At 44.7% G+C, this 8018-nt stretch carries 10 protein-coding genes; 6 read left to right on the forward strand and 4 right to left on the reverse strand.

Annotation, left to right across the window (positions count from 1 at the left end; translation table 11 throughout):
• Both ACH2DQ_RS14995 and ACH2DQ_RS15000 read left to right on the forward strand, forming a co-directional pair.
• Positions 1-199 (forward strand): glycine radical domain-containing protein (locus ACH2DQ_RS14995; RefSeq protein WP_395027288.1); only part of this gene is annotated, 199 nt, incomplete at its 5' end.
• Between the two features lies 1 nt (position 200).
• Complete coding sequence (locus tag ACH2DQ_RS15000; protein ID WP_394915780.1) at positions 201-995, forward strand: glycyl-radical enzyme activating protein; 795 nt, start codon at positions 201-203, stop codon at positions 993-995.
• Positions 996-1237: 242 nt separating this feature from the next.
• Here the strand turns inward: ACH2DQ_RS15000 and ACH2DQ_RS15005 are convergent, their stop codons facing one another.
• Both ACH2DQ_RS15005 and ACH2DQ_RS15010 read right to left on the reverse strand, forming a co-directional pair.
• Complete coding sequence (locus ACH2DQ_RS15005; RefSeq protein WP_394915779.1) at positions 1238-1513, reverse strand: hypothetical protein; 276 nt, start codon at positions 1511-1513, stop codon at positions 1238-1240.
• 7 nt (positions 1514-1520) lie between these two features.
• On the reverse strand, positions 1521-1994 hold the full coding sequence (locus ACH2DQ_RS15010; protein ID WP_394915778.1) for a hypothetical protein: 474 nt from the start codon (positions 1992-1994) through the stop codon (positions 1521-1523).
• A 111-nt stretch (positions 1995-2105) separates the two neighbouring features.
• Here ACH2DQ_RS15010 and ACH2DQ_RS15015 point away from each other — a divergent pair, with 111 nt between their 5' ends.
• Entirely contained in the window at positions 2106-2255 is a 150-nt protein-coding gene (locus ACH2DQ_RS15015) for a hypothetical protein (RefSeq protein ID WP_394915777.1), read from the forward strand.
• Positions 2256-2387: 132 nt separating this feature from the next.
• Here ACH2DQ_RS15015 and ACH2DQ_RS15020 read toward each other — a convergent pair whose 3' ends face one another.
• Together ACH2DQ_RS15020 and ACH2DQ_RS15025 are read right to left on the reverse strand one after the other, a co-directional pair.
• Positions 2388-2654: a chorion class high-cysteine HCB protein 13 gene (locus ACH2DQ_RS15020; protein WP_394915776.1), complete on the reverse strand. Its 267-nt coding sequence runs from the start codon at positions 2652-2654 to the stop codon at positions 2388-2390.
• Between the two features lie 84 nt (positions 2655-2738).
• Positions 2739-4436 carry a S8 family peptidase gene (locus ACH2DQ_RS15025; RefSeq protein ID WP_394915775.1) on the reverse strand — a complete coding sequence of 566 codons (1698 nt, stop codon included), beginning with the start codon at positions 4434-4436 and terminating at the stop codon, positions 2739-2741.
• Positions 4437-4589: 153 nt separating this feature from the next.
• On the opposite strand from ACH2DQ_RS15025, the gene ACH2DQ_RS15030 reads away from it, so the two are divergent.
• From ACH2DQ_RS15030 to glpK, 3 genes are all read left to right on the forward strand, one after another.
• The gene (locus ACH2DQ_RS15030) at positions 4590-5348 is read left to right on the forward strand and encodes a prolipoprotein diacylglyceryl transferase (RefSeq protein WP_394915774.1); all 759 of its coding nucleotides are present in this window, start codon (positions 4590-4592) and stop codon (positions 5346-5348) included.
• Positions 5349-5394: 46 nt separating this feature from the next.
• Complete coding sequence (locus tag ACH2DQ_RS15035) at positions 5395-6294, forward strand: S8 family peptidase (RefSeq protein ID WP_394915773.1); 900 nt, start codon at positions 5395-5397, stop codon at positions 6292-6294.
• Between the two features lie 297 nt (positions 6295-6591).
• Positions 6592-8018, forward strand: a 1427-nt coding sequence (gene glpK, locus ACH2DQ_RS15040) for a glycerol kinase GlpK (RefSeq protein ID WP_395027293.1), incomplete at its 3' end; no start/stop codon positions are given.

Raw genomic sequence — 8018 nt, forward strand, 5'->3', positions numbered from 1 at the left:
GATCCGTGCGTTTTTCGATCAGAAGGGAATGCATATGCAGTTCAACGTAGTAAGCCGTGAAACGCTGCTGGACGCACAGGCTCATCCGGAAAATTATAAAAACCTGGTGGTGAGGGTTGCCGGATACAGTGCCCTGTTTACGACTTTGTCCAGAGCGCTGCAGGATGATATTATTAACAGAACGATGCAGGGATTTTAATATGGAAAAAGAATTTTTAAAACAGACAGGACGGATATTTGATATACAGAAGTATTCCATTCATGACGGTCCCGGAATACGGACAATTGTATTCTTAAAAGGGTGTGCCCTTCGCTGCAAGTGGTGCTGCAATCCGGAATCCCAGAGCTTCCAGATTCAGACTATGATGCAGGATGGCAGGGAAAAAGTAATCGGCAGGGATGCTACCGTGGAAGAAGTAATGGAAGAGGTTCGTAAAGACACCTATCACTTTAAGCGTTCCGGGGGAGGTCTTACACTTTCAGGAGGAGAGTCACTGCTCCAGCCTGAATTTGCATCTGCCTTATTTCAGGCAGCGCAGTACTACGGGATGAATACAGCTCTGGAATCCACCGGATTTGCAAAATTTGAAATCATCAAAGAGAAAATACTGCCGTTTCTGGATTTGTTTCTAATGGATATTAAACATTTGGACAGTGCCAAACATAAACTGTTCACCGGACAGCCAAATGAATTGATTCTTGATAATGCCAGAAAAATAGCGGCAGAGGGCCAGAAATTGATAATCCGGGTTCCGGTTATCCCGACTTTTAACGATACACCGGAAGAGATACTTCAGATCGCCCAGTTTGCCAGAACTCTCCCGGGAGTTGAGCAGCTTCATCTGCTGCCGTATCACAGGCTGGGGCAGGATAAATACGAGGGTCTGGAACGTGATTATACATTAAGGCATCTGGTACCGCCGGATAATGAGCATATGGAAATGCTGGCTCAGGTAGCAAGGACCTGCGGGCTGTATGTACAAATCGGCGGGTGATGATAAAAAGTTTGTGAAGCGACGGCGCAGCGGGTGCTGTATAGTGGCGTATTTACGTCGGGAGACACTAGAAGCGGGAGGGAAATGAAAGATTCCCTGCCCGCTTCTTTTTGTTACTTTTTATCACTAAGACCATAAAGCCTCCGTTTCCTGATCTCTCACCAGAGCCTTTTAAAATATGTTCTAAGCTTTTCATTTCAGACTATGGAAATGCACTGCCAATACTGGGTGATGTATATGTTCTAACGCATCATCTTCATCATATTACGTAATTTTTCAATATTTTGTACTTCCTCTTTCGGCTTTCCCTGTTTCATGACCTCTATAATTAAGTCAACTTCCTCGGGTGCAAAACCCTTTCCCTGAGACTTTGTCCGGGATGCGGTCGCCAGCAGAAATGGCAGCAGCTCTTTCGGAGACTTTCCGGAAGACTGGTCTGCAAGTGCCATAAACATCTCCAGCTTCGATTTATCAATATCTTTCAGTGCCGGGTTATTCATCCAATCATTACTACTCATAAAATCCTCACTTTCCTTCTGAATCAAACATTGTGTTATAGGTTTCAAACATTGACTGCTGCTCCGGAGAGAGCATGTTCATAACAAAATCCATGGGATTTTGGCTTTGTCCTTCTCCGTCACCACCATTGTCGCTCTGGCTGAACATTTCTTTATAGGTCTCAATTAGTTCCATGGTATTCAGGAGATTCAGGCAATTATCCAGCATTTCTCTTTGGGAACCACTGCAATATTTTCGCATGTCATTTAGCATATCTTTTGGAGAAAATGATGTATTCTCCATAGAACACGCTTTCATAGGAGAATCGGAATCTTCGTAAAATGTAAGGATGTTACCAAGTTCCAGGACCTTAATATATAACGCCAGAAATTTTTGATTCTTGAATTCTACATATGGTATGATTGCTTTTAACATCTGGAGTTGATTTCCGTTTGCGATCTGGTCGATGGCTGTTAAAGGCGGTGCAGCATATTCTTCCATATTTTCCTGCCAATGTGTTTTGAAAAAATATATGTGTAAAATCAGGGAAGTATGACAGATGGGAGCAAATTCTCATATATTATATGTATAGTTCATAAAGGAGGATACAAAATGGCGCGTCATATTGTTATAGATGGTAATGCATTTTACGAAGTGGATGATGAATGTATGCAGGTAAAAAAGGCTGACGGATTAAATAGAGAAAACACAGATAAGGATAAGGCGGATAAAATTAGCAAAAAAGAAGATTTAAAAAAATAATATACGGGCAGGCGCAGGCTGCTGCGCCTCCTGCTTTAGAAATAAATTTCCCCCAATGTGCGGTGGCGCTTCTAAGGGTGGGCGTTTGCCTGTAATTGAAAAAAGCCCCCATAATGGGGGCTTTCGTGGAAATTAGCAAAGAGATCCACATCCGCCACAGCAGAGCAGTAATAAGATGATTAAGATACAGGAGTTGTCGCCGCATCCGCCGCCACAGCCGTTTCCACATCCGCCGCCGAATCCGCCGCCGCATCCGCCACAGCAGAAAAGAAGGATAATGATCCACAGGCAAGAGCTGCCGCCGAATCCGCCGCCACATCCATTGCTACATCCGTTGTTGCATCCACATCCTCTTTCTTCACATCCACATCCACAATTTGTTGCTGCTAAATCACTCATTTATCTTCCTCCGATAATTTTGATTACACTTCATGATATGTCTGGAGGCTTGTTTGGGTTACACAATTTTAAAAAAATTTTTTTTTACCTTAAAATTTCGAAGATTCGGTATACATTCAAGGTTCCATATCCCCATTCCCGATTGGGATAAAGCATGTTCTCAGACCGGTCGGCACCGCGGATCAGAAAATTTTTAACTTCCTGGGTACTAAGGACATGAGGCGTATATCTGGTCAGGCCCCAATTTATCAAGAGTGCGACGGAACCCGCTGCCAGTGCAGCTGCCAGACTGGAGCCGGTTCTGGGAGAATAACTTCCGGTTCCGGTGGGGCCGTATACATTGACACCAGGGGCGGCAATATCCGGCTTGATGTCTCCGGTACGTGTATAGCCCCGGCTGGAATTAATAAAAAGGCTGTTGTCGTAGGCATTATAAGTACTGATGGTTATTGCGGAATCCGCCGCTGAAGGGGAAGTCAGCGTAGTATCCGGGTTTGGAGTTAAAAATACGGTTCCGGGCGGAATCAGTCCTGTTATAGGCAGCCACATATGGAAGATACCGTTTATAAAAATATTATTTATTACGCTGATATTCCAAAGGCCCGGTGTGGGGTTTTCAAATCTTACCAGTATCAGCTGGCTCCCTGTTGTGAATTCCACAATTTCATAATCAATATAAATGACTGTCTTTTCCAAAACCAGACGTTCAACCGTGCTTTGACCAAGTCTGGCGGGAACAGCGGGAATGGTTTCACCCAGTGGTGAGGTGACGGATACCGAATACAGCTCCGGCGCCTGTGCCCATATTTCCAGGGAGAATCCCTTGGTATCCTTGTCAACCAGAATTTCCGCTGTCTGGAATTGGTTTTCCCCGGCAATTTTACCGTAAAAGTGATGTCCCATACCAGCCTCGTTACCTGCGGCTACCACACAGAAGATACCGGTGTAGTTGGAATAATAGGATACAAAACTGTCCAGGAAGGATGCTCCCGAATGGTCACCCTGATTGCTGCCCAGGGCAATGCAGATCACAAGGGGCAGATTGTTGTCAATTGCCAGATTATAGAGATAGTAGACAGCTGTCATAATGTCCGACTCCTGGAATGCCAGTGCATCGTCGGCTACAAAAAAGAAGTCCTTTAAATTCTGTTTGGCGGGTTTTAATTTCACAACAGCAATATCACTCATAGGAGCGGCCCCTACAAAATCCTGGTCCGGGTCTGCGCTGCCGGCGGCAACACCGGCAACAAAGGTACCATGTCCGTTTTCATCGGTTTCGGGAACGATACTTATGGGATTATCAGATGCAAGAGCGGTATTAATATCCTCACGTGTATATATTTTGCCATAGAATAGCTCATCCGGCGGATCATTGGTTCGTTCTGTCTGATCCCACATACCGAGAATTCTTGTTGACCCGTCAGACTTTCGAAAGGTGTCCAGGGTATAGTCAATGCCGGTATCGATAAAGCCCATCAGGATATTTTCTCCTTTTAGATTCAAAATAGGCTGATTTTGTGTCCTTAAGATACCGGATACCTCCAGACTGGTACTGTCCAATGTAGTATACAGTTTCGGAATGGTGGTGTATCCTACGGTAGAGAGGATGCTGCTTGGAAATAATGTCTTATCCACATGTAAAATCGCATAGCCCCCGCCTACCGTCTGAGACCCCAATAAGGGAAAGTCTCTGGAAAGATTTTCTTCTGCACCCTGATAAGCAACGACAAGATCATAGAAGTCGTTCGAGTATATTTTGTTTTGCATTTCTATTTTGGGCATATGATCTCCAATTCTAATGTTTTTTAATAAGATATGGGAAAAAAGTGATTCCTATGTTATACTTATCATATTATGCAAGTCTTGTAACTGTGGAGGGAGTGAACATTTACAGGATTTTAATATTTATACTGAGACAGAAGAGAGGTAGAACAAATGAGACCGGATTTATTTTCAATCGGACCAATCACTATTCACGGCTATGGTTTAATGATCGGAATTGGATTTTTAGCTGCCATACTGATTGGCATGAAAAGGGCAGAAAAGCATGGATTAGATAAGGATATTGTATTTAACATGGGATTGCTTTGCATTGTAGGCGGAATGCTGGGGGCAAAGATTCTATTCATTATAACAGAATGGAACAGTATCATCCATTCCAAAAACATGTGGTCGGACCTGGCTTACGGATTTGTGGTATATGGAGGCATTATTGGGGGAATTCTCATTCTTTATGTTTACAGCAGATTTAAAAAGCTGAATTTTTTACAGTATATGGATCTGATTGTACCCTCTGTTTCCATTGGACAAGGATTTGGAAGGATTGGCTGTCTGCTTGCGGGCTGCTGCTATGGACGGGAAACGGACTGTCCAATTGGAATTGTATTCCGTAACTCAGAATTTGCTCCGAATGGGGTATCTTTGCTTCCTACCCAGATTTTCTCCAGCCTGGGGGATTTCCTGATAGCCGGATTTTTAATCTGGTATGCCCGGAAGCAGAAAAAAGACGGCAAAGTCATCAGCATGTATCTGATACTATATGGTGTGGGGAGATTTATTGTTGAAATTTTCCGTAATGATCCGAGAGGGAACGTAGGAATGCTGTCAACATCACAATTTATCTCTATCTTTATGGTGGCTTTCGGAGCCGGCATGATGTACTTTGTAACTCACCGGAAAAAGAAAGAAGAGTAGCCACCTTTTTATTTTTACGTATACTGGTAAAAAAGGGTAAAGCGAAATGAATCGTGCCAGATTGTCAGTAAATGTAGAAAATGTTCACCGCAGAGGCATATTGGGCCAGGGGATTGGAGTGGCGGTATTAGATACGGGTGTTTATCCGCACCCGGATTATAGAGATAGAATTTGTTGTTTCCGTGATTTCGTGGGAGGCAGAGCGTCTATGTATGACGACTGTTCCCATGGAAGCCACGTCATAGGAATTATTGCCGGGAATGGAAAAATGTCCGGCGGCAGATACAGAGGCATTGCGCCAGCATGTCACGTCATGTCCTTAAAGGTATTGGATCGTAAAGGCGGCGGAAACAGAAGAGATGTGTTAGATGGAATTGACTGGGTCATTCAAAATAAAGAACTGTATAATATTCGAATCTTAAACATTTCCGTAGGTACGGAAGGGGAAGGAAATGACGCAGATTTTAAGTTGGTGGACAGCGTGGAACGGGCATGGGATGCAGGACTTGTAGTAGTGGTTGCCGCCGGAAATATGGGGCCGGATCCAATGTCTATTACAGCGCCCGGAAATAGTAAAAAAGTAATTACGGTAGGATCTTCCGACGATTTTATGAAGGTGGGAAGTTATAATAACGAAAAGCTGTACTATTCAGGCAGAGGACCCACAAGGGAATGTGTCTGTAAGCCGGATGTTGTAGCGCCCGGCTCCAGAATAGTTTCCTGCAGCAATATGAAGGTGGCAGGAAATGGATACTATTGTACCAAAAGCGGAACTTCCATGGCTACGCCTATCGTTTCCGGGGCTGTAGCACTGCTTTTGTGCAGTTCTCCGGGTATGACAAATGTGGAAGTGAAAATGAAGCTGAAAGAGACCTGCGATGATATTGGACGCCCGCACTACCAACAGGGTTGGGGGCGGTTAAACGTTGGGGAATTGTTGAATTAACGGATAACAAATTAAATTTGCTTTCTGACAGCATTACATGATATCTGTGTAATGATGACTGGAATAAGTGCAGCCAAGGCATTATCAATGATGCAGGGGCTGCCTTTTTCGTTATTATGGTAGTGCCGTAAATACGCCGGGAGGCACTAGTAATTGACGTCGGTTTCCTGGAGTGAGTTTGAAAATTGCTTTCTGGCAATGGCGCTTGAATCACCAGAATCGGTATGTTAAAATATAGCAAACGGGTATTGATAACAGAAAGGGACATTTGATTATTAAAATGTGCAGGTAATGGATATGGCAAAATATATTATGGCACTGGATGCCGGGACTACAAGCAACCGCTGTATTTTATTCAATGAAAAAGGAGAGGTCTGCAGTGTTGCACAAAAGGAGTTTACACAGTATTTCCCAAAACCGGGCTGGGTGGAGCACGATGCAGATGAAATCTGGTCATCCCAGCTAGGTGTTGCGGTGGAGGCAATGTCTAAAATTGGTGCAGTTGCGGCGGATATTGCAGCGATAGGTATCACGAATCAGAGAGAGACAGCTATCGTCTGGGACAAGAAAACGGGATCGCCTGTGTATCATGCCATCGTATGGCAGTGCAGAAGAACGTCTGAATACTGTGATACTTTAAAAGAAAAGGGGCTGACAGAAGTTTACCGGAAAAAAACAGGTCTGATTATTGATGCATATTTTTCTGCTACGAAGATCAAATGGATTCTGGACAATGTAGAGGGTGCCAGAGAAAGAGCGGAACGGGGAGAACTTTTATTTGGCACGGTAGAGACATGGCTAATCTGGAAGCTTACGAAAGGCCTCGTTCATGTGACGGATTATTCCAATGCCTCCAGGACCATGCTCTTTAATATAAAAGATCTGGAATGGGATGAAGAGATTCTGGAGGAACTTCAGATTCCGGTTAATATGCTGCCAAAGCCCGTACCTTCCAGCAGTGTATACGGAATGGCAGATGCATCTTATTTTGGCGGAGAGATAGCCATAGCGGGAGCAGCCGGTGATCAGCAGGCAGCATTATTTGGTCAGACCTGTTTTACGGCAGGGGAAGCCAAAAATACCTATGGAACGGGATGCTTTATGTTGATGAATACGGGAGAGACGCCTGTATTTTCCAGCAATGGTCTGGTTACTACCATAGCCTGGGGACTAAACGGAACGGTTAATTATGCCCTGGAAGGGTCTATATTTGTGGCTGGAGCCGCAATACAATGGTTGCGGGACGAACTGCACCTCATCGATTCGGCTTCGGACTCTGAATACATGGCTGGAAAGGTGGACGATACCAATGGATGTTATGTGGTTCCGGCTTTTACCGGACTGGGTGCCCCCTATTGGGATCAATATGCAAGAGGCAGCATTGTGGGGATCACAAGAGGGGTCAATAAGTACCACATCATCCGGGCAACCCTGGAATCTCTGGCCTATCAGGTAAACGATGTCTTAAAAGCGATGGAAGCGGACTCCGGCATTGAAGTGAGGGCGCTGAAAGTGGATGGAGGAGCGAGTGCCAATAATTTCCTGATGCAGTTTCAGTCGGACATGATCGGGGCGCCGGTACACCGTCCGGACTGCGTGGAGACCACAGCCATGGGTGCGGCATATCTGGCAGGACTGGCGGTGGATTACTGGACAAACAAAGAATCCGTTATCCAAAACTGGCAGGTAGACCGTGTCTTTAAGCCTGGAATGCCTGAAGAAGA

Source organism: Robinsoniella sp. (genome assembly GCF_034124845.1).

What these genes read in the sequence shown, in the direction of transcription:
- ACH2DQ_RS15010 (WP_394915778.1), bottom strand. Translation starts at nt 1,994, where the DNA reads ATGGAAGAATATGCTGCACCGCCTTTAACAGCCATCGACCAGATCGCA.
- ACH2DQ_RS15015 (WP_394915777.1), top strand. Translation starts at nt 2,106, where the DNA reads ATGGCGCGTCATATTGTTATAGATGGTAATGCATTTTACGAAGTGGAT.
- ACH2DQ_RS15025 (WP_394915775.1), bottom strand. Translation starts at nt 4,436, where the DNA reads ATGCCCAAAATAGAAATGCAAAACAAAATATACTCGAACGACTTCTAT.
- ACH2DQ_RS15035 (WP_394915773.1), top strand. Translation starts at nt 5,395, where the DNA reads ATGAATCGTGCCAGATTGTCAGTAAATGTAGAAAATGTTCACCGCAGA.
- ACH2DQ_RS15005 (WP_394915779.1), bottom strand. Translation starts at nt 1,513, where the DNA reads ATGAGTAGTAATGATTGGATGAATAACCCGGCACTGAAAGATATTGAT.
- ACH2DQ_RS15020 (WP_394915776.1), bottom strand. Translation starts at nt 2,654, where the DNA reads ATGAGTGATTTAGCAGCAACAAATTGTGGATGTGGATGTGAAGAAAGA.
- ACH2DQ_RS15030 (WP_394915774.1), top strand. Translation starts at nt 4,590, where the DNA reads ATGAGACCGGATTTATTTTCAATCGGACCAATCACTATTCACGGCTAT.
- ACH2DQ_RS15000 (WP_394915780.1), top strand. Translation starts at nt 201, where the DNA reads ATGGAAAAAGAATTTTTAAAACAGACAGGACGGATATTTGATATACAG.